Genomic DNA, 19,941 nt, shown 5'->3' on the forward strand with positions numbered 1-19,941 from the left:
CCGTAGGGTGTGTGCATGCGGCGGATCATGGGAACCGAAGTCGAGTACGGCATCTCCGTGCCGGGCGACGCGACGGCGAACCCGGTGTTGACCTCGACCCAAGTCGTGCTGGCCTACGCGGCCGCGGCGGACATACCGCGGGCGAGGCGCGCACGGTGGGACTACGAGGTGGAGTCGCCCCTGCGCGACGCGCGTGGCTTCGACCTGGCGGGCCCCGGCGGGCCGGGGCACGACCCCGACGTCGAGGACCTGGGCGCGGCGAACGTCATCCTCACCAACGGCGCGCGACTCTACGTCGACCACGCGCACCCCGAGTACTCGGCGCCCGAGGTCACCAACGCGCGTGACGCGGTGATCTGGGACAAGGCGGGCGAGCGGGTGATGGAGCTGGCCGCGATGAAGGCGGCCACCGTGCCGGGCCAGCCCCAGCTGCAGCTGTACAAGAACAACGTCGACGGCAAGGGCGCGAGCTACGGCACGCACGAGAACTACCTGATGGCGCGCTCGACACCGTTCACGGCCGTGATCGCCGGGCTGACGCCGTTCTTCGTGTCGCGCCAGGTCGTCACCGGCTCCGGCCGCGTCGGCGTCGGGCCGCAGAGCGAGGAAGCGGGCTTCCAGCTCTCGCAGCGTTCGGACTACATCGAGGTCGAGGTCGGCCTGGAGACGACGCTCAAGCGCGGGATCATCAATACCCGCGACGAGCCGCACGCGGACGCGGACAAGTACCGCAGGCTGCACGTCATCATCGGCGACGCGAACCTGTCCGAGTATTCGACGTACCTCAAGGTCGGCACGACCGCGCTGGTGCTGGACATGATCGAGTCCGGCATCCGGTTCGACGAGCTGAAGCTGGACGAGCCGGTGCGCGCGGTGCACCAGATCAGCCACGACCCGACGCTCAAGGTGAAGGTCGCGCTGGCCAACGGGCGCAAGTACACCGGGCTGGACCTGCAGTTCGCCTATCACGAGATCGCTTCGGCGAACCTGGAGCGGACCGGCGCCGACGAGGCGTCCAAGGAGGTGCTGCGCGTGTGGGGCGAGATCCTCGACGCGCTCGCCCGTGACCCGCAGGAGTGCGCGGACCGGCTCGACTGGCCCGCGAAGCTGCGGCTGCTGGAGGGCTACCGGGCCCGTGACCAGCTCGCCTGGGGCGCGCCGCGGCTGCGCCTGGTCGACCTGCAGTACTCCGACGTGCGCCTCGCCAAGGGCCTCTACAACCGCCTGGTCACGCGTGGGTCGATGAAGCGGCTGGTCACCGAAGAAGAGGTGCAGGCGGCGATCACCACCCCGCCGTCGGACACCCGCGCCTACTTCCGCGGCCGCGCGCTGGAGAAGTACGCGACCTCGATCGCGGCCGCGTCCTGGGATTCGGTCATCTTCGATGTCGGGCGTGAGTCGCTGGTGCGGATCCCGACCTTGGAGCCGCTGCGGGGCACGAAAGCGCACGTCGGGAAGCTGCTGGACGACGCCGCGACCGCTGAAGAGCTCGTCGAGGCTTTGACGGGGTCTGACTGACACGGCTCGGCTGTGGCGAAAATGTCATGACTGCTGGGTAGGCTAGGAAACGACGGCTACACCTGGAGGCGAAATGGCTCAGGAAAAGATCGAAAAGCATGGCGGCGGCGACTCCGACGAGGAGCTCGGCGCCGACGGTTCGGCCGGCCAGGAACGCCGCGAGAAGCTCGGCGAAGACGTGGACACGATCTTGGACGAGATCGACGACGTGCTGGAGGAGAACGCCGAGGACTTCGTGCGCGCGTACGTGCAAAAGGGTGGTCAGTAAGCCTCCTCCGCCCGCTTCACAGATTGGACCTGAGAGCACGTATGGGAAACACCGCTGGTAACCAGGGTTCCGCGCTGCCCGCTTCCTACTTTTCGTCGGCGACCTCGTCGTTCTCCGACTTCTTGCGCGCGCAGGCGCCCGAGCTGCTGCCCAGCGCCAAGCTGGCGCCGGGCATGCAGGCGCCGGAAGCCCCGCACGGCACCACGATCGTCGCGGTCACCTTCGCCGGTGGCGTGCTGATCGCCGGTGACCGCAGGGCGACCTCGGGCAACCTGATCGCCACGCGCGACATGGACAAGGTGTACGTCACCGACGAGTACTCCGCGGTCGGTATCGCGGGCACCGCCGGGCTCGCGCTGGAGATGGTGCGGCTGTACGCGGTCGAGCTGGCGCACTACGAGAAGATCGAGGGCGTCTCGCTCTCGCTCGACGGCAAGACGAACAAGCTCGCCACGATGGTCAAGGGCAATCTCGAGATCGCGATGGCCGGGCTCGCGGTGCTGCCGCTGTTCGCCGGGTACGACACCGAGGCCGAGGACCCCAAGCGGGCTGGCCGGATCGTGTCGTACGACGTGACCGGTGGCCGGTACGAGGAGCACGCCGGGTACCACGCGATCGGTTCGGGTTCGCTGTTCGCGAAGTCGTCGCTGAAGAAGCTGTTCGACCCCGACGCGGACGTCGAAGCCGCCACCAGGGTGGCGGTCGAGGCGTTGTACGACGCGGCCGACGACGACTCGGCGACCGGCGGGCCGGACCTGGTGCGGCGCATCTACCCGACGGTGGTCACCATCACCGCCGAGCACGGTGCGGTCGCGCTGCCGAAGGAGCAGGCCGCCGCGGTGGCCGAGGCCGTGGTGAACGGCCGCGCCGAAGCCGCACGCGGACGCTGACCCTGCCCTCTTTGATCTCTAGAACGGAGCAACGACCGTGACGATGCCGCTGTACGCCTCTCCCGAGCAGTTGATGCGGGAGCGGTCCGAGCTCGCTCGCAAGGGAATCGCGAAGGGCCGCAGTGTTGTCGCGCTGAAATACCGCGGCGGGATCCTGTTCGTCGCCGAGAACACCTCGGCGACGCTGCACAAGGTGTCCGAGATCTACGACCACATCGGATTCGCGGCCGTCGGCCGGTACAGCGAGTTCGAGAACCTCCGCGTGGCCGGCATCCGGCACGCGGACCTCAAGGGCTACCAGTACGACCGGCGTGACGTCAGCGCGCGTGCGCTGGCGAACGCGTACGCCGCGACGCTGGGCAGCATCTTCACCGAGCAGCTGAAGCCGTTCGAGGTGGAGATCTGCGTGGCCGAGGTCGGCACCTCGTCCGCGGAGGACCAGCTCTACCGGCTGACCTACGACGGCTCGATCTTCGACGAGCCGCAGTTCGTGGTGATGGGCGGTCAGGCCGACGCGATCTCCACGAAGCTCAAGGAGTCGTACGAGGCCGAGCTGGAGCTGGGCCCGGCGGTCGCCATCGCGGTGGCGGCGCTGCGCTCGACCACCACCAACGGCAAGACCGAGGCGGACCCGATCAAGCTGGAGGTCGCGGTGCTCGACCGTGACCGCCCGCGCCGGTCGTTCCGCAGGCTCACCGGCGCGGCGCTCGAAGCGCTGCTCCCGGCCGTGCCCGAGGCTCCGAAGGACGAGGAAGCCAAGGACGCCAAGGACGACGACAAGCCCAAGGACTGAGCCAGACCGCGATAAAGCCCGCTAAACCCCCGGGGGTTTAGCGGGCTTTATCGCGTCTTCGATCGTGCTCACAACCGAATGACAACCGGGGTGCGTTACTCAGGAGTCAGCGGGGCGCGGAGTGCGCCGCCGCATCACGCACGGGGGTGTCGATGAGAGCGAAGGTGCGCGCACTGCTGGGCGTGCTGCTCATGGCGGCGGGCGGGTTCGCCTCGGCTTCGGTGGGCCAGGCGGCCCCGGAGGCGTGTCCGGCCGCGACGGTGAGCGCGCAGTGGCAGGCTCAGCCGGAGGGCTCGGGCCGGCGCCACGCCGGTACCGGATCCCGGTGACGGTCACCGCGCCCGCGGGGTGCACGGCGAACGGCACGGTCCGGTACCGCGTGGTCGACGGCCGGGCGCACGGCGTCTATCCCGAGCTCAGCGCGGACCGGGGCAGTGACTACGCGGCAGACCCGGAGATGCCGCTGACCGGGACGTTGTCCTGGAAGGACTCGCTGGAGACCAAGTACGTCGACATCGCCGTGAACCAGGACTTCCTGCCCGAGCAGAACGAGGCGTTCTGGCTCGAGCTGCTCGAACCCGCGGGGCTGGTCGTCGCCGAGGACCGGGTGCCGAACGCGATCAACGACGACGACGCGAAGCCGCCGCCGGACGCGGTGGTCGTCGCGCCGGACGGCAAGATCTGCTGGCGGTACTGCGAGGTGCCGGTGTACGGGTTCGGTTTCGCCGCGGCGGCGGCCGCGAACGCCGGGCAGACGATGACCGTCCACTACCGCACGGTCGAGCAGGGCGGGTCCACCGGGTCGATCGGCTATGTGCCGGTGCGGGACGCGGTGCTCACGCTGACCGCGGGCCAGCCACTGGCGAAGGCGAAAGTGCAGCTGCTGCCGGTCGACCGCGAGGTCAAGTTCGAGATCGAGTTCTTCTCACCGCAGGGCGGGAAGCTCGCGATGAACCGGACGGTGGTGACCGTCAAGCCGTGGCGCTGACGGCTTCGGCTTCGGCCGTCGCGTTCACCTGCCGGAACAGTTCGCGGGCCCTCGCCCGGTGGGTGGCCGCGGCGGCCGTTCTGTCCTGAATGTCCGCCAGCTCGGCCAGATCGCGGTGCAGCCGGGCCTCTTCGTAGGGGTCCGGCACGACCGTGCGCACGGTCAGCGCGAGTTCGAGGTTCACCTTCGCCGGGTCCAGCGCGCCCACGCCCAGCTGGGCCCTGCCGAGGTGACCGAGCGCGGAGGCCTCGCCGTGCCGGTCGCCGACGTCACGGCTGATCAGCAGCGCCTGCTCGAAGTCGGCGAGCGCGGCAGCGAAGTCCTCAAGTCCTAAGTGGACGAGTCCGGTGTGGAGCAGTGATTCCCATTCCTGCCAGCGGTCGCCGATCGAGCGGCTGCCTGCCAGCGCCTCGCCGAGATGGGCGAGCGCTGCCGCGTGGTCGCCGAGTTCGAGGTAGGCCTCGCCGAGTGTGTCCAAAGTGGCCGCTTCGAGCCTGGCGTTGCCCAGCTTGCGAAACGTGGCCAGCGCGTCGGTGAGCGGGGCCAGGCTTTCGCCGGCGCGGCCCATCTGGATGTAGGTGTGGCCGAGGTTGCGCTGGGACAGCGCGCGGCCGAGGTGGTTCCCGGCGGTGGCGCAGCGGTCGACGGCGAGCTTGTGCGCGACGATCGCCTCGTCGAACCGGCGCAGCTCGGCGTAGGCGTTGGCGGTGTTGTTGTAGACGTGGCCCTCGCCGTCGAGGTCACCGGCCGCCTGGACGGTGCGCAGCGCCAAAGCGTTGGTGGCCAAGGCATCGGTGAGCCGCCTGGTCATGAAGTAGGACACGCCGAGCGCGCGCAGCATCTCGCTTTCGGCGAGCGGGTCGCCGAGTTCGGTGGCCGCGGCGGCGCCCTCACGGCACAGCTCGACGCGCTCCTGCCAATGGCCGGTGGTGTCGTAGAAGCTGGTCAGCAGGTAGGTGAGCTGCCAGGTCGCGGCGAGCCGCCCGCGCTCGCGCGCGTAGCGGACCACGGGCAGGAGGTTGTCGCGCTCGGCGTCGAGGAACGCCAGCGCGGCGTGCCGGTCCGCCTCGAACGGCGGCTCGGTCACCGGATGCTCGGGCGCGGGGTCGACGAGGTCGCGGTTGGGGTCGATGACCCGGTTGGCCGCGGCGGCGACGGAGAGATACCAGTCGACGAGCCGGTCGCCCGCTTCCGCGAGCGCGTCCGGTGACTCGTCGGTGACGGCGCACTGGCGGGCGAATTCGCGGATCAGGTCGTGGAAGCGGAACCGGTCGGTGCCCGCCGGGGTCAGCAGGTGCGCGGTGCTGAGCTCGGCGGCCGCCGAGCGCGCGACGGCGACCGGCATCGCGCAGAGCGCCGCGCCGAGCGAGGTGCTGAACGTCGCGCCAGGGGTGAGCCCGACCCGGCGGAACAACGTCATCTGGTCAGGGCTCAGCGGCTGGTACGCGCTGGCGAGCACGGTCCGCACCGTGCGCGAGTCGCCTTCCACCGCGAGGTTGTCGAGTCTGCCCGCGCCTGCCAGCTCGGCGGCGAGTTCGGCGATCGAGCGGCGTGGATCACCCGCGAGCCTGGCCGCGGCGATGCGCAGCGCCAGCGGCATGCCGCCGCACAGATGCGCGAGCCGCGCCGTCGGCCCCGGCTCGCGCGCGACCCGTCCGGCGCCGAGCACCCTGGTCAGCAGTGCCACGGATTCGGCGTGGGAGAACGAATCCAGCGCGATCGGGTGCACCGCGTGCCTGCTGCCGAGCGCGGCGAGCGCCTGCCTGCTGGTGATCACCAGCAGCGCCTGGTCGGTGCCGGGGATCAGCGGCAGCACCTGGTCGACGTCGCGAGCGTTGTCGATCACGATGGCGCAGCGGCGGTCGTGCAGCAGCGAGCGGTAGAGCCCGGCGCGCTCGGTGAGGTCGCCGGGGATGCGCTCGTCGGGCAGGTCGAGGCTGCGCAGCAGATGCGCGAGCGCGTCCGCCGCCGACATCGCGCGGCGCGGATCGTGGCCTCGCAAGTCGAGGAACAGCCTGCCGCCGGGAAACCGGCCGGCAATCCGGTGTGCCCATTGGACGGCGAGCGCGGTCTTGCCCATGCCCGCCGCGCCGGAGACGACGACGATCGGGCGCTCGGGTTCGTCGAGCAGGTGGTCCAGACCGGCCAGTTCGGCGTCGCGGCCGGTGAAATGGCCGACCCTGGCCGGGATCTGGGCGGGCACGCCGGCGCTCGGCTGGCCGGGTTCGAGGTCGGGATCGCGGCGCAGGATCGCGGTGTGCAGCGCGAGGAGTTCCGGGCCGGGGTCGACGCCCAGCTCTTCGGCGAGCCGCTGCCGGACGATCCCGAACGCTTCCAGCGCGTCGGTGTAGCGGCCGCAGCGGTACAGGGCGAGCATGTGCGCGGCCGCGAGGCGTTCGCGAGCCGGATATTCGGCTTGCAGCCGGGCGAGCTCGCGGGCGGCGTCCTCGTGGTTTCCCAGGCGGAGTTCGGCGTCCCAGAGATCCTCGATCGCGGACAGCCGAAGTTCGTGCAGCCGGTCGATCTCGCGGCGGCCCCAGCCGGCGAGCGCGGTGTCGGCGAAGGCGTCGCCGCGCCAGAGCGTCATCGCCGAGCGCAGCGCCGAAGCGGTGCTTTCGAGGCTCGGGTCCTTTTTGGCCGCGAGGACGCGGCGTTCGAACAGCAGCGCGTCGACCGTGTCCGGGTCGGCCGCGAGCAGGTAGCCGGGGTTGCGGGTGTGCAGCACCTGGCCGAACCCGCAGGCGTCGAGCGCCTGGCGGATCCGCGCGACGTGACTGTGCAGCGTCTTGACGGCCGTGCGCGGCGGGTCCTCGCCCCAGAGCATGTCGACCAGCCTGCTGCTGGGCACGACGCTGCCGGCGTGCAGCGCGAGCACGCCGAGCACCGCGCGCTGGCGGGTGCCGTGCAGCACGCAGGGCCCGGCGGGGCCGAGTGCTTCGACCGGGCCGAGTACGCGCAGCTCGCTTCCCATGGTGGAGCGAGCGTATCCACGCGCGGGTGGTGCGAAAACGGCCAACCGGACGACAACCGGTTCACAACCCGCCGAGGTGAGGCTTGATCGGCAACCGAACCACGGCGAAGGGGTACCGATCATGCGACGACTTCAGCGGCGACGGTCAGCTGTGCTGGCGGCCACGCTCGCGGCGATGCTGCTGGGCGCGGTCCCGGCGTCGGCGACGCCCTCGTACCGTGACGTGTTCATCAGGGACAACACCGGCGACACCGCGGGCGCGGAGCCCAGCGTCGGCGACGTCTGGTACAGCCCGGACATCTGGGTCTGCCCGCCAGCCAACCCGGGCTGCACGGTCGACACCAACCCGGTCGTCGGCGCGCTGAACTGGGTCCACGTCAAACTCAACCGGCAGGCGGGCGCGGAAACCGACGTCACCGGCACGCTGCGGCTGTACTACACGGCCATGGGCGGCGCGGCGAACTGGGGTGGTGACGCCGACCCGCTCGACGACTGGACCAAGATCACCGACGCGTTCGGCGTGACCGTGCCGCCCGGCGGCTACGAGCTGGTGCTGCCGTGGAACGGCGTGCCCGGCCCCGGCCACTACTGCCTGCTGGCCAGGTGGGAGTCGGTCGACACGATGACCACGCCGGAGGGCCCGAACACGCTGACCAACACGCGCAATAACAACAACATCGGCTGGCACAACGTGAACACCGTCGTGCTGCCCAGGCTGCAACCGCAGCCGGAGCCGTTCATGATCGGCAACCCCTGGCGTGAAGGCGACTTCAAGACGAACCTCGTGCTGAAGGCGGACGGGAAACCCTTCGTGGGCCCGGGAAAGCTCGTCGTCGACCTCGGTCCCGACCTGGCGGCGCGGTGGAAGCAGGCCGGTCAGCGCGGCGTCGGTGTGCGCCCGGCCGGTGACACGACGGTCGAAATCGTGGACGGCAAGTTCGCCCGCATCGACGGGCTGGTGCTCAAGAGCCGCGAGCGGGTCCCGGCCAAGATCGTCTTCACCGCGGGCGCGGCGGCCGCCGGGCAGTTCGTGGTGCGGGTGAACCAGACGGACGGGCAGGGAGTCGACGTTGGCGGCGTCGAGTACCGCCTGACCGTCAAGTAAGAGGAGGGGACGTGAGGGCCTTCGTCACCCCGTGGGGCGCGGCGGGCGAGGGCCCTCACGGCATGCCCGGGATAAAGCCCGCTTTACTCCCGGGGATAAAGCGGGCTTTATCCCCGGGAGTAAAGCCCGCTTTATCCCGGGTTTCAGGGCGTCGAGGGGCCCGCGGCCGAGCCGGGGGAGTGGAAGTGCTGGTCCGCGAAGACGAGCAGGTAGGGCAGCGTCGCGCGGGCCGTGTGCCAGGTGTGGTTGAAGCCGCGCTCGACGTGGACCACGGCCTCCTGGCCGCGGGCGTGCAGTGCGTCCGCGATGCGCTTGGCCGTCGAGACGTCCGTCGGCGCGCCCGACCCGACCGCGAGCATCACGGCCACCGGGGCGGGGAAGTCCATGGTCGGCAGGTACTGACGGGGCGTGTCCGCGCGGATCGCCGCCTGGTCGCCGCCGAGCACGCTGATCGAGTTGTTCAGGTCGTCATACGGCAGCGCGATGATCAGCGTGCCGAACTGCTGGACGTGGTGCAGGCCGATGTTCAGCGCCGCGAAGCCGCCGCCGGACATGCCGCCGAGCGCGCGCCCGGTGCGGTCGTTGACTGTGCGGTAGCGCTGGTCGATCGCCGGGACGACCGTGTTCGCCAAGTAGTTCTCCAGCTGCGGGCCGCCGGGGATGTTCAGGCCTTCCCAGTCCTGGCTGGGCTGACCGGCGGTCATGTCGACGCTGACCACGATCATCGGCGAGATCAGCTTCGCCTTGCCGAGCGAGTCCAGGCTGCCGGGGGCGTCGCCGGAGGTGAGCCAGTCGCGGGGCCCGCCGAACGGGTAGCCGTGCACCAGGTAGACGACCGGGTAGCGCCGTCCGGCGTTCTCGGGGTCGAAGTAACCGGGCGGCAGCAGCACGAGGTTCTGCCCCGCCGGGACCTTGTTGGGCGGATCGGCGAGCGTGACCGTCTCCGTGCGCGCCTCGCCCTTCTTCGGCGGGGCGCCGGGCGGGCTGACGGTCGCGCCGGGCACCGGGGTCGGCGCCTCGGGGTCGTTCTTGCCGTCGTCGAGGAACCGGCCAGCCGCGTTGAGGACGCCGCCGCCCTTCTGGAGCAGCTTGCCGAGATCGTCGGGGGTGCGGACGTAGCCGACGTAGGTGTTGACCGCGGTGATCGCGGCGACCAGGAAGAACGCGCCCGCGCTCGCCAGGCTCCACCGGCGGACCCGGCGGTTGCGCCACAGGCAGACCGCGACCGTCACCGCGGCGACCGTCCACGCCGCCGCCGTCAGCCAGATCAGCGGCGACTCGAGCGGCCCGAGCTGGCGGGCGCGGTCGGTGATCTCGTTGGGCAGCACCGGGTCGGCGATCACGGGTGGCCTGCCTCCAGCCCCATCCGCTCGGTGAGGAACGGCAGCGAATCACGGAACGCGGTGCTCCAGGTGTCCCAGTCGTGCCCGCCGGGCACGACCATCGACTTCACCTGCATGCCCGCCTTCTCCGCGGCGTCGACCGCGTTCGGCATCTGGCTGGTGAACGGCTCGTCGTCATCGCCGGCGGCGAAGACGCCCGCCGACTCGGGAAGTTTCTTGGTTTCCAGGATCTTCAACGGATCCTGGCGGTCGTAGGCGGCTTCGTCGCCGTTGAAGACCTCGTCGATCGCGGCTTCCCTGGTCTCGCGCATCGGCCGGTCCTCGCCGGAGAAGTCGAGGAACGTCGGGTACAGCTTCGGGTGCCGCACGGCGAGTTCGAACGCGCACGTGCCGCCGTAGGACACACCGGCGACCGCCCAGGTGCGGGTGTTGCCGTCGACCCGCAGATGCGCGTTGACCCACGCGGGCACGTCCTGGCTGAGGTAGGCGTCGACGTTGCCGAGCGGACTGTCCATGCAGAGCAGGTCTTCGTCGTTCACGCCGGTGTCGTCCGGCGCGATGATCACGGGCAGCCGCCCGCCGTGCTCGGTGGCGTACTCGTCGAGCGCCTGGACCACTTCGCCCTCGTCGAACCAGTCGGCGACATCGCCCGGCACACCGGAAAGCAGCACCAGCACCGGAGGCTTCGCCGACCCGTCGCCGTACCCCGGCGGGAGGTAGACCTTCGCGTCACGCGCGCGGAACGCGGAGCTGATCGCGGGTATGCGCACGGTCGACACGGCGCCCGCGGTCAGCGAGGCCTGTTGTGAGCCGGTCAACGGCACCGTCACCGCGGGCGCGCTGCTCTGCGCCGTCGCGCATCCGGCTGCCAGAAGCACGGCGGCCGGTACGGCGAACCGCACCTTGGTCTTCACCCGCATCGAGAAACTCCACCCCTGCGTCAGCTGCGTTAGTGCCAGCCCCTTCCGATCACTCTATTCGGTGCTTATGAGTATTCAGTGAGCGCGCCCGTCGATGAGCGCGCCGAGCCCGTCGATCACCCGGTCGAGTCCGAACGCGTAGGCATGCTCGGCGTTGTAGGAAGACTGGTGCGCCTCGCCGGCCACCGACCCGATCCGCGCGGCCGTCGGATGGGCTTCGGGGTCGAAAACCCTGGTGAGCAAGGGTTCGTTGGCCGCCCACCAGTCCGCGTCGCTCAGCAGGCCGTCGAGCTGGGAACTCTTCTGCTCGACCGCGGCGCGCGAGGCGGAGTGCACGAACGAGAGCAGGTAGGTCAGCGCGGCGTCGGTCTCGACCTCGTCGAGCGGCGTCCCGTCGAAGGCCTGGAGCTCGTGGTCGTACTTCGCCATCAGGCCCGGACCGAGCGGCGGGCGGATCGTTGAGACATTCGCCACCCAGGGGTGCCGCTCGAACAGCGCGCGGTTCTCCCCGGCGACCGCGCGCACCCGCTCCCGCCATGACTTCCCGTCGTGCGCCGCGCGCGGCATCCGCCGGTAGACGAGGTCGAGCATCAGGTCGAGCAGCTCGGCCTTGCCGGGGACGTAGGTGTAGAGCGACATCGGCGCGACGCCGACCGCCTCGGCGACCCGGCGCATGGTGACGGCCTCGATGCCGGTCTTGTCGGCCAGCTCGATGGCGGCCTCGACCACCTCGTCGACGGTCTTGCCCTGCTTGGGCCCGCGCGCGGCGGGCCGATGGCCAGGCTCGCGCCAGAGCAGTTCGAGGGTGCGTGCGGGGTCGCCTGCACTGCTGCGGTCGATCGGCATGGGCTCCATCCTTGCGCAGAAACCTCGTACTAGGTACTCTGTACATCGTACGAAGTTTTAGGTTCGCTCTTGAGAGGGACTTACTTGCAGGTCACAGCTTCGGCCATTTCCCTGAACGTGGACGACGTGCCGGCGTCCAGCGCGTTCCTGACCCGGCACTTCGGCTTCCGTGAGCAGATGGCCGCGGACGGGTTCGCCTCGCTGACGCGGGACGACGCGGCGATGGACGTGATCTTCCTGAAGCGGGGGATCGAGGTGCTCCAGGAAGGCTTCCGCGACCAGCACGCGTCCGGGCTCATCGTCGCGCTCGTCGTCTCCGGCATCGAAGACGAGGAGCGCAGGCTTCGCGACGAGGGCATCACCATCACGATGGCGCTGCGCGAAGAGCCTTGGGGCGAGAAGCTCTTCCAGGTCACCGACCCCAACGGCGTGCTCATCCAGCTCGTCGAGTGGGCCTCGTGAGTTACGCGTGGTTGCGGTAGATCGTCAGCGCGCTGGAGCGGGACTTGAAGCGGAAGACGTTGCCGAGCGGGCCGACCTCGCCGTCGGTGGCGACGCGGCGGTTGCCGTTCAGCAGGTTGACCTCCAGCTCGGGCAGGTCGCGCTCGACGTAGACGTGGCTCGCGGACAGCGAGTTCGTCAGCATCGCGAGCACGAACCGCAGCCGTGAGTACGGCAGGTCCGCGCGCAGGTACCGGACGTCGAGCAGGCCCGTGTCGAGCGCGGGCCTCCTCGACGGCGCCAGGCCCTTGGGCGCGTAGACGCCGTTGCCGACGAAGAGCAGCCACACCTCGGCGTGCTTGCCGTTGAGCTCGACCTCGAGTGGCTTCGCGTGGCGGAGCGCGCGGACCATGGCGATCGCGGCCGACGGCCACTTCGGGAAGCGCTTCTGGAGCTTTTCGCGCAGCCGCACCATCTCCGGGTAGCCGCCGATGCTGGCCGTGTTGACGAACCAGCGCTGCTCGGTCTCGCCTGCGCCCTCGATCTCGACCTCGCCGAGGTCGATGCCGACCGCCGAGCCCGCCTCGGTCGCGGCGTCGGCGTCGGGCATGTCCTTGACGCCGACGTCGCGCGCGAAGTGGTTCAGCGTGCCCGCCGGGATGAGCGCGAGCGGCAGGTTGAAGTCGGCGGCGACGGCCGCGACCGCGGCCACGGTGCCGTCACCGCCCGCGACGCCGAGCGCGCGGACGGCGTTGCCGCGCATGTGGATCTCCTGCTCGAGCTGCTCACGCACGTCGAGCTTGGGGTCGGGGTAGATCAGCGTGGCCTTGGGCCAGGCGTAGCGGACGTCCTCGGTCGGGTCCTGGCCGTCGACGCCGGAGTGCGGGTTGACCAGCGCGAGCATGTCCTCGCCGTCGACCATGAGCGGCGCGTCGGCGCTGTGCGCGGTCCTGGCCGGGATGTCCTCGTGCAGCGGCCACCAGTGCCGGGTGATAGCGGCGACGCCGAGGCCGATCGCGACGCCTGCGCCGACGTCACTGGGCCAGTGCACCCCGGTGTGCACCCGCGAGTACGCCACCGCGGCCGCGACCGGCGCGACGGCCAATCCCGCCTTCGGCGACTCCATCGCCACCGCCGTCACGAACGCGGCCGCCGAGGCCGAGTGCCCGGACGGGAACGACGACGAGGTCGGCCGGTCGACCAGCCTGCGGTGCTCCGGCACCAGCTCGGCCGCGGGGCGCCGACGAGGGAAAATGGGCTTGCCGATGAGGTTCGCGGTGAGGCTCGCGCCCGCGATCGCGGCCACCCCGCGCAGCGCGCCGCGGCGCGTCGGGCCCTTCTTCACGGCGAGCAGGATCGCGATGACCCACCACAGGCGCGCTTTGTTGGCCGATTGAGACAGCTTCGTAAGGACGTCGTCCGCGCGTGTCGCGGGGATGGCCGCACTGGCCCTCATCAGCCGCTTGTCGGTGCGCCCCACCTTGCGGAAAGGGCGCATGAGCTGCTCGAACACGGTCCTCAACTCCTGAAGCCGACGCGCGGAGGATCGCCCAAAGCGGGCGCGGTTTCACCAAGAGCAACGTATCCCACCGCGTGTCGCCGCCCGAACGGCGCACCGGAGGAGGGGGTGTTGCGCCTACTCTTGTGGAATGCAGCGGCGGATCTTTGGCATCGAGACCGAGTTCGGGGTCACGTGCACCTTTCACGGGCAGCGCAGGCTCTCGCCAGACGAGGTGGCGAGGTACCTGTTCCGGCGAGTGGTGTCCTGGGGGCGGTCTTCCAACGTCTTCCTTTCGAACGGCTCCCGGCTCTACCTCGACGTCGGCAGTCACCCCGAGTACGCGACGGCCGAGTGCGACGACCTGACCCAGCTCGTCACGCACGACAAGGCCGGCGAGCGGATCCTCGAGGACCTGCTCGTCGACGCCGAGCGCAGGCTCGCCGACGAGGGCATCGGCGGCGACATCTTCCTGTTCAAGAACAACACCGACTCCGCGGGCAACTCCTACGGCTGCCACGAGAACTACCTCGTCGGCCGGGCGGGCGAGTTTTCCCGGATCGCCGACGTGCTGCTCCCGTTCCTGGTCACGCGGCAGCTGATCTGCGGCGCCGGCAAGGTGCTGCAGACCCCGCGCGGCGCGGTGTACTGCCTCTCGCAGCGCGCCGAGCACATCTGGGAGGGCGTGTCGAGCGCGACCACCCGCTCCCGGCCGATCATCAACACCCGCGACGAGCCGCACGCCGACGCCGAGCGCTACCGCAGGCTCCACGTCATCGTCGGCGACTCGAACATGGCCGAGCCGACGACCCTGCTCAAGGTGGGTTCGGCGAACCTGGTGCTCGAGATGATCGAGCAGGGTGTCCAGTTCCGCGACTTCACCCTGGACAACCCGATCAGGGCCATCCGCGAGATCAGCCACGACCTCACCGGCCGCCGCCAGGTCCGCCTCGCAGGCGGGCGCGAGGCGTCGGCCCTGGACATCCAGCGCGAGTACTACGCCCGCGCCGTCCAGCACGTGAAGGACAACGGCTCCGGCGCGACCGCCGACAAGGTGATCGAGCTCTGGGGCCGCGCGCTCGACGCGGTCGAGCAGCAGGACTTCAGCAAGATCGACACCGAGATCGACTGGGCGATCAAGCACCGCCTCGTCGAGCGCTACCGGGCCAAGCACGACCTCGACCTGTCGAGCCCCCGTATCGCCCAGCTCGACCTGGCGTACCACGACATCCGCCGCGGCCGGGGCGTGTTCGACCTGCTGCAGCGCAAGGGCCTGGTCCGCCGGATCACCGACGACGGCGAGATCGAGCTCGCCAAGGACACCCCGCCGCAGACGACCCGCGCCAAGCTGCGCGGCGACTTCATCGCGGCCGCGCAGGCCGCCGGTCGCGACTTCACGGTCGACTGGGTGCACCTCAAGCTGAACGACCAGGCCCAGCGCACCGTGCTGTGCAAGGACCCGTTCCGCTCGGTCGACGAGCGCGTCGAACGCCTGATCGGCTCGCTGTAAAGGGGTCGTGAGCGTTGCGGGCGGTTGTTGAGCGGAAGGTCAAAGGTGGCGTGCCTGGTTTGCTCGGCCGCCGTGGCCGGGGTGACTGTGTGGGAAATGCGTCGTTGAACGACTCAAAACCCGCACGGTCAACTCGCTTGTCCGGTGACTGAGGATTTGTTCGAGGGCGAGGTGAGTGGCCCAGGTATGAGGGAGCCTTCGTCCACGGTCGGCTCGGGTGAGGGCCTCCCTCATCCGGGGTGAGTGTGTGGGGGCCTCCCTCACCCGTATATACGGTCGAACTAGGCCCTCACCCCACGGATCCGAGCGAAGTAGGCCCTCACCCACGCCGCACCACGGCCCTGACACGCACGAGGCATCCGACGAGTAGGTCGTGAGTGTTGTCGCTGGTTGTTGAGCGGTAGCTCCGAGGTGGTGTGGTCGCGGAGTCGGCGAGCCTGGGCCGACGGAGTTGGTTTTGGGCCGTCAGGTGTCCCAAAAGCAACTCCGTCAGGCGCCTTCCACTCCGGCTGGGGCGACGGCTCATACGGCACCTGGGTCGGCCGCACCGCGGACGGCGCGGTCGCCCAGTTCGTCACGGACTTCCAGGTCATCAATCCAGACCAAAGCTGATCACGCGTTCGGGGTGGATCCGGATGATCGGCCCGCCGATGGGCGCGGCCGAGTCTTCCGGCGTCTCGATCGCCTCGCCGCGCCCGCGGATCTCGACCATCCGCACCCGCCACGGGCTGACCGACGCGATGTCGTCGACCACGAACGCGATGTGGGCGTTGTCCGCGAGGTTGCGGTACTTGCGGCTGGCGGCCATGTTGTAGCCGCCGATGTCGATCGTGCCGGTGTCCTGGTTGTACCCGAAGCTGACCGGGTTGTTCTGCAGCGTCCCGTCGGGCCGCGCGGTCGCGAGCCGCCCGAGGCGCTGGGTGGCGAGGTAGCCGAGCTCGATTTCGCTGAGTGCCATACGCGCGACCCTAAAATCTCGACTTACCTGGAGGTCAAGGCTCGTGAGTGGTACGGCCGGTTAGAACCGGCGAAAGCACTCACGACCCCAATCAGACGTTCGGGTGGTGTCGCGGGGCGGGTGGGTCCGCAAGGATGCGGGGATGCGAAAGCTCCTGCTCTTGACCGCGCTCATCCCGCTCCTGCTGCCCGGCGCGGCCGCCGGCGCCGCCGAAGACCACGCGCCGGCCTGGCGTGACACGCCGTCCGGGGTCGACGCGCAGCTACGCGGGCTCGACGTCGTGTCCAAGCGGGTCGTGTGGGCCAGCGGGAGCAAGGGGACCGTCCTGCGCACCACCGACGCGGGCCGGACGTGGCGGCAGGTCGGCCCGCCGGGCACCGAGGCGCTGGAGTTCCGGGACATCGAGGCGTTCGACGCCGACCGCGCCGTCATCCTCTCGATCGGCCCCGGTGGCGACTCGCGGATCTACCGGACCGAGGACGGCGGCGAGAACTGGCGGCTGAGCTTCCAGAATCCGGACGAGAAAGCATTCTACGACTGCGTTTCGTTCTTCGACAACCGGCGTGGACTGGCGCTGAGCGACCCCGTGGACGGGAAGTTCCGTGTTCTGTCCACTGAGGACGGTGGACGGACCTGGTCGGTCAACCCGGCCGACGGGATGCCCGACGCGCTGCCCGGCGAGTTCGCCTTCGCCGCCAGCGGCCAGTGCCTGACCACGGCCGGGCGGGACGCGTGGATCGCGACCGGCGGTGGCGCCAAGGCCAGGGTGCTGCGCTCCGGTGACGGCGGGCGGCACTGGCGCGCCGAGGAGACGCCGATCCCGAGCGGCGAGGCGGCGGGTGTCTTTTCCGTCGTGTTCCGCGATCCGGGACACGGTGTCGCGATCGGCGGCGACTACAAGGTCCCGGCCACCTCGGGCGCGACCGCGGTGAGCTCAGACGGCGGCCGGAGCTGGCGCACGCCGCCGCAGTCACCGGCCGGATACCGGTCAGGGCTGGCCTGGCGCGGGAACACCGTGCTCGCCGTCGGGCCGACCGGCAGCGACTACAGCCCGGACGGCGGGCGTCATTGGCGGTCGTTCGACACGGGCAGCTTCGACTCCGTCAGCTGCGCGCATGGCGCGTGCTGGGCGTCCGGGGCGAAGGGCAGGATCGGCGTTCTGGACCGCTAGGCCCGGAAAAGCCAGTACCTCACGATCGGGCCGACGCGGGCGGGCTAGGGTGGTCGGGTGTCCACCGCCCGCGCCGAACGCCTGGTCAACCTGGTGCTCGCCCTGCTGTCCACCCGGCAGTATCTCAGCGCCGACCGGATCCGCGAGATCGTGCCCGGCTACTCCGACGCGCCCACCGACGAGGCGTTCTACCGCACCTTCGAGCGGGACAAGACCGAGCTGCGCGAGCTCGGGATTCCGTTGGAGTACGGCCGGAACTTCGTCTACGAGCAGGTCGAGGGCTACCGGATCGCGCGCCGCGACTACGAGCTCGGCGAGATCGAGCTGAGCCCTGACGAGGCGACGGCCGTCGGGCTGGCCGTGCGGCTGTGGGACTCGCCGGAGCTCACCGGGCAGGCGCAGGGCGCGCTCGTGAAGCTGCGCGCGGCCGGTGTCGAGATCGACGACCAGGCGCCGACCGTGGTGGAACCCAAGGTGCGCACCGAATCCGCGTTCGGCCCGCTGCTCGCGGCCGTGCAGAACGGGCAGGCCGTGCAGTTCGAGTACCGGCGCTCCGGCTCGCCCGAATGGCTCATGCGGACCATCGAGCCGTGGGGCGTCGTGTCGTGGCGCTCGCGCTGGTACGTCGTCGGGCACGACCGTGACCGGGACGCCCCGCGCTGCTTCCGGCTGTCCAGGCTCAACGGCAAGGTCAAGACCGTCGGCAAGCCCGGCGTGGTCCGGCGCCCCGCCGACGTCAACCTGCTGCAGTTCGTCGCAGGCTCCAGCGGCGGCTCGGACGACCAGTCGCCGGTCGCGACCGCGCGCGTGTGGGTCGCCGACGGCAGGGCGGCCAACGTCCGCCGCCGCGGCCGCGTGGTCGGCCGTGACAGCGCGGGCGGCGACGAGGGCGACGTCATCGAGATCAACCTGTACTTCCCGGAGAGCGCGGCCGATTGGATCGCCGCGCAGGGCCCGGACGCGCTCGTACTGGAACCGGACGTGCTCGCGAAGGCCGTCCGCGAGCGGCTCGAGGCCGTCGCGGGAGGAGGTGCCCGATGAACGACCGGATGCCGCGCCTGCTCGCGCTCGTCCCGTACCTGCTGGCCCGCCCCGGGATCAGCTTCGAAGAGGCGTCGCAGGACTTCGACATCACGCCCAAGCAGCTCCGCAAGGACCTGGAGCTGCTGTGGATGTGCGGCCTGCCCGGCTACGGGCCCGGTGACCTGATCGACCTGTCCTTCGAGGGCGAGACGATCACCGTCACCCACGACGCCGGGATGAACCGCCCGCTGCGCCTCACCGGCGGCGAGGCGACGGCGCTGCTCGTCGCGCTGCGCGCGCTCGCGGAGACGCCGGGCGTGCTCGACACCGACGCCGTGCGCCGCGCGATCGCCAAGATCGAGGCCGCGGCCGGGCGCGCGCAACCGGCGGGCGTGGTCGTCGGCGGGGGAGTGCGCGAGGGCAAGCGGACCGCGCGCGCCCGCGAGATCGTCCAGCAGGGGCTGCACGCCGGCAAAGCGCTGCGGATGCGGTACTACTCGGCCTCGCGCGACGAGATCAGCGAGCGCACGGTCGACCCGATGCGCATGCTGATCGTCGACGCCGTCGCCTACCTCGAAGCCTGGTGCCGCCGCGCCGAGGGCGTCCGGCTGTTCCGGCTCGACCGCGTCGAGCACGTCACCGTCCTGGACGAGCCCGCCCAGCCGCCGCCCGACGCCAGGCCGACCGACATCTCCGGCGGTGTCTACTCGACGCTCCCGCAGCAGCCGGAGGCCGTGCTCGTGCTCGCGCCCGACGCGCGCTGGGTGGCCGAGTATTACCCGTGCGACGAGCTCGACGAGCTCGAAGGCGGGCGGCTGCGGGTCCAGATGCGCTACGGCGACGAGTCGTGGATGGTGCGCCTCGTGCTCGGTCTCGGCGGCGACGCGGTGGTCGAACAGCCGGCCGAACTGGCCGCCGCGGTGCGTCAGCGCGCCGTCGACGCGCTGGCACGGGCACGTCACCTTGCGTCCGCTTCGAACCAGTAGGCTGACGACGTGTCGTACGCCCCAAGCCTCGCGCTGCTCGTGGCCGGGCTGCTCGTGTTCGGGATCATCACGTTTCGCACGATTCGTACCTTGCGCCGGTTCAGCAGGACCGCGAGCATGGTGTCGGCGAGCACTCAAGATCGGGCGGGGATGATCCGCGCCCGGTCCGCTGCCTTGCGCGTGGCGATCGAAGACCGTCGACGCAAGCCTGAAAACCAGTAACATCGCATCCAGACGCAGATAGGAGGCCACCATGCTGAACGGATTGCAGCCGTGGCACTTGATCATCTTGGTTCTTGTCGTCGTGCTGCTGTTCGGCGCCAAGAGGCTTCCGGATGCCGCCCGGTCCATCGGCAAGTCGATGAAGATCTTCAAGGCCGAGACCAAGGACATGCAGGGTGACAAGGCGAAGGACGACGATGACGACGTCGTCGCCGCCGACACCAAGCAGATCCCGCCGGTCGCGAAGCCGGCCACCTCGGCCGACGACCAGGTCGCCGCGCTGCAGAAGCAGCTCGACGAGCTGAAGAAGCAGCAGGCCGAGCAGAAGAACGCCAGCTGACGTAGTTGGTTCAGGTCGTGTTTCTCGGATCGGGCACGCGATAGCCGCGCCCAGGTCGTCCCTGGCGGCACCGCGGCATCGCCCGAGTACATCCGGTACGAGGGCGATGCCGCGGCACCGCCAGGAACAACCTGGATCACGACTCTCACG

Annotated in this window: 21 protein-coding genes; 15 read left to right on the plus strand and 6 right to left on the minus strand. The window is 70.3% G+C overall.

What is annotated here, in order from left to right; translation table 11 throughout:
- Positions 1-15: 15 nt before the first annotated feature.
- The 6 genes from dop to AB5J62_RS15755 all read left to right on the plus strand — a co-directional run bounded on the left by dop (position 16) and on the right by AB5J62_RS15755 (position 4,457).
- A complete protein-coding gene (gene dop, locus AB5J62_RS15730) occupies positions 16-1,518 on the plus strand; it encodes a depupylase/deamidase Dop (RefSeq protein WP_370948953.1) in 1,503 nt (500 codons plus the stop codon).
- A 73-nt stretch (positions 1,519-1,591) separates the two neighbouring features.
- Positions 1,592-1,786, plus strand: coding sequence for a ubiquitin-like protein Pup (locus tag AB5J62_RS15735; protein WP_091292937.1), 195 nt, complete (start codon positions 1,592-1,594; stop codon positions 1,784-1,786).
- Between the two features lie 41 nt (positions 1,787-1,827).
- Positions 1,828-2,676 (plus strand): proteasome subunit beta, encoded by an 849-nt coding sequence (gene prcB, locus AB5J62_RS15740; protein WP_370948954.1) that lies wholly within the window; start codon positions 1,828-1,830, stop codon positions 2,674-2,676.
- Between the two features lie 37 nt (positions 2,677-2,713).
- Positions 2,714-3,469, plus strand: coding sequence for a proteasome subunit alpha (gene prcA / locus AB5J62_RS15745; RefSeq protein ID WP_370948955.1), 756 nt, complete (start codon positions 2,714-2,716; stop codon positions 3,467-3,469).
- A 152-nt stretch (positions 3,470-3,621) separates the two neighbouring features.
- Positions 3,622-3,798 (plus strand): hypothetical protein, encoded by a 177-nt coding sequence (locus tag AB5J62_RS15750; protein ID WP_370948956.1) that lies wholly within the window; start codon positions 3,622-3,624, stop codon positions 3,796-3,798.
- The gene (locus AB5J62_RS15755) at positions 3,795-4,457 is read left to right on the plus strand and encodes a sodium:calcium exchanger (RefSeq protein WP_370948957.1); all 663 of its coding nucleotides are present in this window, start codon (positions 3,795-3,797) and stop codon (positions 4,455-4,457) included. The genes AB5J62_RS15750 and AB5J62_RS15755 overlap by 4 nt, the downstream gene beginning before the upstream one ends.
- Here AB5J62_RS15755 and AB5J62_RS15760 read toward each other — a convergent pair.
- Positions 4,441-7,428, minus strand: a complete 2,988-nt coding sequence (locus AB5J62_RS15760; RefSeq protein ID WP_370948958.1) for a BTAD domain-containing putative transcriptional regulator — start codon at positions 7,426-7,428, stop codon at positions 4,441-4,443. The genes AB5J62_RS15755 and AB5J62_RS15760 overlap by 17 nt on opposite strands.
- Positions 7,429-7,549: 121 nt before the next feature.
- Between AB5J62_RS15760 and AB5J62_RS15765 the strand changes: the two genes are divergently transcribed.
- Entirely contained in the window at positions 7,550-8,533 is a 984-nt protein-coding gene (locus AB5J62_RS15765; protein ID WP_370948959.1) for a hypothetical protein, read from the plus strand.
- A gap of 143 nt (positions 8,534-8,676) precedes the next feature.
- Here the strand turns inward: AB5J62_RS15765 and AB5J62_RS15770 are convergent, their stop codons facing one another.
- The 3 genes from AB5J62_RS15770 to AB5J62_RS15780 all read right to left on the minus strand — a co-directional run bounded on the left by AB5J62_RS15770 (position 8,677) and on the right by AB5J62_RS15780 (position 11,642).
- Positions 8,677-9,876, minus strand: coding sequence for an alpha/beta hydrolase (locus AB5J62_RS15770; protein ID WP_370948960.1), 1,200 nt, complete (start codon positions 9,874-9,876; stop codon positions 8,677-8,679).
- The gene (locus AB5J62_RS15775) at positions 9,873-10,796 is read right to left on the minus strand and encodes an alpha/beta hydrolase (RefSeq protein ID WP_370948961.1); all 924 of its coding nucleotides are present in this window, start codon (positions 10,794-10,796) and stop codon (positions 9,873-9,875) included. Before AB5J62_RS15775 ends, AB5J62_RS15770 begins: the two co-directional genes overlap by 4 nt.
- Positions 10,797-10,871: 75 nt before the next feature.
- Entirely contained in the window at positions 10,872-11,642 is a 771-nt protein-coding gene (locus AB5J62_RS15780; RefSeq protein ID WP_370948962.1) for a TetR/AcrR family transcriptional regulator, read from the minus strand.
- A gap of 117 nt (positions 11,643-11,759) precedes the next feature.
- On the opposite strand from AB5J62_RS15780, the gene AB5J62_RS15785 reads away from it, so the two are divergent.
- Positions 11,760-12,104 carry a VOC family protein gene (locus AB5J62_RS15785; RefSeq protein ID WP_370948963.1) on the plus strand — a complete coding sequence of 115 codons (345 nt, stop codon included), beginning with the start codon at positions 11,760-11,762 and terminating at the stop codon, positions 12,102-12,104.
- A 1-nt stretch (position 12,105) separates the two neighbouring features.
- Here AB5J62_RS15785 and AB5J62_RS15790 read toward each other — a convergent pair whose 3' ends face one another.
- Positions 12,106-13,581 carry a bifunctional phosphatase PAP2/diacylglycerol kinase family protein gene (locus AB5J62_RS15790; protein WP_370950273.1) on the minus strand — a complete coding sequence of 492 codons (1,476 nt, stop codon included), beginning with the start codon at positions 13,579-13,581 and terminating at the stop codon, positions 12,106-12,108.
- Between the two features lie 151 nt (positions 13,582-13,732).
- On the opposite strand from AB5J62_RS15790, the gene pafA reads away from it, so the two are divergent.
- Both pafA and AB5J62_RS15800 read left to right on the plus strand, forming a co-directional pair.
- The gene (gene pafA / locus AB5J62_RS15795; protein WP_370948964.1) at positions 13,733-15,091 is read left to right on the plus strand and encodes a Pup--protein ligase; all 1,359 of its coding nucleotides are present in this window, start codon (positions 13,733-13,735) and stop codon (positions 15,089-15,091) included.
- Between the two features lie 414 nt (positions 15,092-15,505).
- Complete coding sequence (locus AB5J62_RS15800) at positions 15,506-15,703, plus strand: DUF4241 domain-containing protein (protein WP_370948965.1); 198 nt, start codon at positions 15,506-15,508, stop codon at positions 15,701-15,703.
- Here the strand turns inward: AB5J62_RS15800 and AB5J62_RS15805 are convergent.
- Complete coding sequence (locus AB5J62_RS15805; RefSeq protein WP_370948966.1) at positions 15,684-16,049, minus strand: PPOX class F420-dependent oxidoreductase; 366 nt, start codon at positions 16,047-16,049, stop codon at positions 15,684-15,686. The two genes, AB5J62_RS15800 and AB5J62_RS15805, sit on opposite strands and share 20 nt — an antisense overlap.
- A gap of 142 nt (positions 16,050-16,191) precedes the next feature.
- On the opposite strand from AB5J62_RS15805, the gene AB5J62_RS15810 reads away from it, so the two are divergent.
- The 5 genes from AB5J62_RS15810 to tatA are packed head-to-tail and all read left to right on the plus strand — an operon-like array spanning position 16,192 to position 19,791.
- Positions 16,192-17,220 carry an oxidoreductase gene (locus AB5J62_RS15810; RefSeq protein WP_370948967.1) on the plus strand — a complete coding sequence of 343 codons (1,029 nt, stop codon included), beginning with the start codon at positions 16,192-16,194 and terminating at the stop codon, positions 17,218-17,220.
- A gap of 57 nt (positions 17,221-17,277) precedes the next feature.
- Positions 17,278-18,261, plus strand: coding sequence for a helix-turn-helix transcriptional regulator (locus tag AB5J62_RS15815; protein ID WP_370948968.1), 984 nt, complete (start codon positions 17,278-17,280; stop codon positions 18,259-18,261).
- Complete coding sequence (locus AB5J62_RS15820) at positions 18,258-19,229, plus strand: helix-turn-helix transcriptional regulator (RefSeq protein WP_370948969.1); 972 nt, start codon at positions 18,258-18,260, stop codon at positions 19,227-19,229. Before AB5J62_RS15815 ends, AB5J62_RS15820 begins: the two co-directional genes overlap by 4 nt.
- 9 nt (positions 19,230-19,238) lie before the next feature.
- Entirely contained in the window at positions 19,239-19,451 is a 213-nt protein-coding gene (locus tag AB5J62_RS15825; RefSeq protein ID WP_370948970.1) for a bacteriophage holin, read from the plus strand.
- A gap of 31 nt (positions 19,452-19,482) precedes the next feature.
- Complete coding sequence (gene tatA, locus AB5J62_RS15830; RefSeq protein WP_370948971.1) at positions 19,483-19,791, plus strand: Sec-independent protein translocase subunit TatA; 309 nt, start codon at positions 19,483-19,485, stop codon at positions 19,789-19,791.
- The last annotated feature ends 150 nt before the right edge of the window (positions 19,792-19,941 follow it).

This window comes from Amycolatopsis sp. cg5, from assembly GCF_041346955.1.
In the GTDB taxonomy this organism is placed as follows: Bacteria; Actinomycetota; Actinomycetes; order Mycobacteriales; family Pseudonocardiaceae; genus Amycolatopsis.

Coding starts and splice junctions, on each gene's coding strand:
- tatA (WP_370948971.1), top strand. CDS start 19,483: ATGCTGAACGGATTGCAGCCGTGGCACTTGATCATCTTGGTTCTTGTC.
- AB5J62_RS15765 (WP_370948959.1), top strand. CDS start 7,550: ATGCGACGACTTCAGCGGCGACGGTCAGCTGTGCTGGCGGCCACGCTC.
- pafA (WP_370948964.1), top strand. CDS start 13,733: ATGCAGCGGCGGATCTTTGGCATCGAGACCGAGTTCGGGGTCACGTGC.
- AB5J62_RS15775 (WP_370948961.1), bottom strand. CDS start 10,796: ATGCGGGTGAAGACCAAGGTGCGGTTCGCCGTACCGGCCGCCGTGCTT.
- AB5J62_RS15810 (WP_370948967.1), top strand. CDS start 16,192: ATGCGAAAGCTCCTGCTCTTGACCGCGCTCATCCCGCTCCTGCTGCCC.
- AB5J62_RS15790 (WP_370950273.1), bottom strand. CDS start 13,581: ATGCGCCCTTTCCGCAAGGTGGGGCGCACCGACAAGCGGCTGATGAGG.
- AB5J62_RS15750 (WP_370948956.1), top strand. CDS start 3,622: ATGAGAGCGAAGGTGCGCGCACTGCTGGGCGTGCTGCTCATGGCGGCG.
- AB5J62_RS15760 (WP_370948958.1), bottom strand. CDS start 7,428: ATGGGAAGCGAGCTGCGCGTACTCGGCCCGGTCGAAGCACTCGGCCCC.
- AB5J62_RS15805 (WP_370948966.1), bottom strand. CDS start 16,049: ATGGCACTCAGCGAAATCGAGCTCGGCTACCTCGCCACCCAGCGCCTC.
- AB5J62_RS15780 (WP_370948962.1), bottom strand. CDS start 11,642: ATGCCGATCGACCGCAGCAGTGCAGGCGACCCCGCACGCACCCTCGAA.
- AB5J62_RS15820 (WP_370948969.1), top strand. CDS start 18,258: ATGAACGACCGGATGCCGCGCCTGCTCGCGCTCGTCCCGTACCTGCTG.
- dop (WP_370948953.1), top strand. CDS start 16: ATGCGGCGGATCATGGGAACCGAAGTCGAGTACGGCATCTCCGTGCCG.
- prcB (WP_370948954.1), top strand. CDS start 1,828: ATGGGAAACACCGCTGGTAACCAGGGTTCCGCGCTGCCCGCTTCCTAC.
- AB5J62_RS15735 (WP_091292937.1), top strand. CDS start 1,592: ATGGCTCAGGAAAAGATCGAAAAGCATGGCGGCGGCGACTCCGACGAG.